This is a genomic window from Mesorhizobium sp. M7A.F.Ca.AU.002.02.1.1, from assembly GCF_003998535.1.
Classification (GTDB): Bacteria; Pseudomonadota; Alphaproteobacteria; order Rhizobiales; family Rhizobiaceae; genus Mesorhizobium; species Mesorhizobium ciceri.
In genome coordinates, this window is the sequence record NZ_RZPB01001085.1 from 1 (window position 1) to 1,572 (window position 1,572).

General features: G+C 63.0%; 2 protein-coding genes. One reads left to right on the forward strand and one right to left on the reverse strand.

The window, feature by feature from the left end; genetic code table 11:
* Window positions 1–793 (reverse strand): spermidine/putrescine ABC transporter substrate-binding protein (locus EN879_RS35245; RefSeq protein ID WP_164774812.1); only part of this gene is annotated, 793 nt, incomplete at its 3' end.
* A gap of 239 nt (window positions 794–1,032) precedes the next feature.
* Between EN879_RS35245 and EN879_RS35250 the strand changes: the two genes are divergently transcribed.
* Window positions 1,033–1,572: GntR family transcriptional regulator (locus tag EN879_RS35250; protein ID WP_127274681.1), on the forward strand; the 540-nt coding region annotated here is incomplete at its 3' end.

Genomic DNA, 1,572 nt, shown 5'->3' on the forward strand with positions numbered 1-1,572 from the left:
CCATCGTGTCGACCCAGAGGTCCGAACCTTCCTTGGGAATGACGTATTTGATCTCCGGCTTTTCGGCGATGCCGTAATTGCACCAGCCGTCCCAGGCCTGCACCATCAGTGCCTCGCCGGACACCAGCTTGGAATAGAAGGTGGTGTCGTCATAGGCGAGCAGGGTCTTCTTGGCCGAGATCAGCAGATCCTTGACCTCGGCCATCTTGGCCGGGTCGGTTTCGTTGACCGAATAGCCCTTGTCGAGCTGGCCGGCGGCCAGCAGCCAGCGGTCGGTCGCCAGCATGGTGGTCTTGCCCTTCAATTCGTCGGAGGGCGCGAGCAGGTCGCTCCAGCTGGCCGGTGCGACCTTCATCAGATCCGAGCGATAGCAGAGGCCGGTGGTGCCCCAGGTGTAGGGCACCGAGAAGGCATTGCCGACATCGTGCGGCAGCTTGGCTGCTTCCGGATAGAGGTTGGCGAGGTTGGGGATCTTGGCGTGGTCGATCGGCTCGGTCAGGCCGAGCTTGTTCAGCACCTCGGCGAAGGGTGAGGAGACAAAGACCACGTCATAGCCCTTGCCGCCGGCGGCGATCAGCTTGCCCATGATCTCTTCATTGGTGGCATGCACCACCACTTCGCCCGAAACGCCGGTTGCGGTCTTGAAGGCGGCCATGGCGTCGGGTGCCATGTAGCCGTCCCAGTTGGAAATGACGAGGTCGGCAGCCGTCGCCGGCGCGGACAGCGCCAAGGCCAGGCCAAGTGCGATCGAAGATGTTTTCAGCGCACGGCGCCGCAGGCTGGTAGCGGTCATGACAGACTCCCATTCGGTTGATCGTCGAATTTCATTCGCCGGACCAACGCTTGCGACCCTTGCCGCTGCCTCGATCCTGTTCCCTCGGTCTTTTTCTCGCCGATTGTGCTGACAGTACTATTGCAGAAAAAAGTACGTCAATCCATAATTTGTCAAACGACCGAGGAAACTGGCCGATTGCGTCCGTTCGGGCGATCGGTCAAATCAATGCGGTCATCTCGTTTTCCGCTGGACCAGCCATGCAAGCCGCAGCCAGACGACCCCGCACCAACCATCTTGATCTGGCGCAGCGCATCCTGGATGTGGCGCGCCAGCGCGGCTTCGAGCCCGGTGCACGCTTGCCCGAGCAGCAGATCGCGTCGCTGTGCAATGTCTCGCGCACGCCGGTGCGGGCGGCACTCGGCCTGCTCGCGGAACGGGGCGTCGTGCGCTGGGAGGCGGAGTCCGGTTATCATCTGGCCATCGACCTCACCGCGCAGGCTTCGGTCGCCACGGAATTGCCCGCTGCCGAGGAGGACGAGTTGGCCGAGGCGATCCTGCGCGACCGCTCGGCGCGGCGACTGGACCAGACGGTGACCGTCGCGGGATTGATGCGGCGCTACAGTGCCGAGCGCAAGACGGTATTAAAAGCGTTGAACAAACTGACCGAAGAGAATCTGCTGGATCGTGCGCCTGGCCAGTCCTGGCTGTTTCGGCGCACGCCCGACGATCCGGAAGCGCAAGGCGACAGCTACGAGTTCCGCTTGCTGCTCGAGCCCGCGGCCATCCTGACGCCCGGC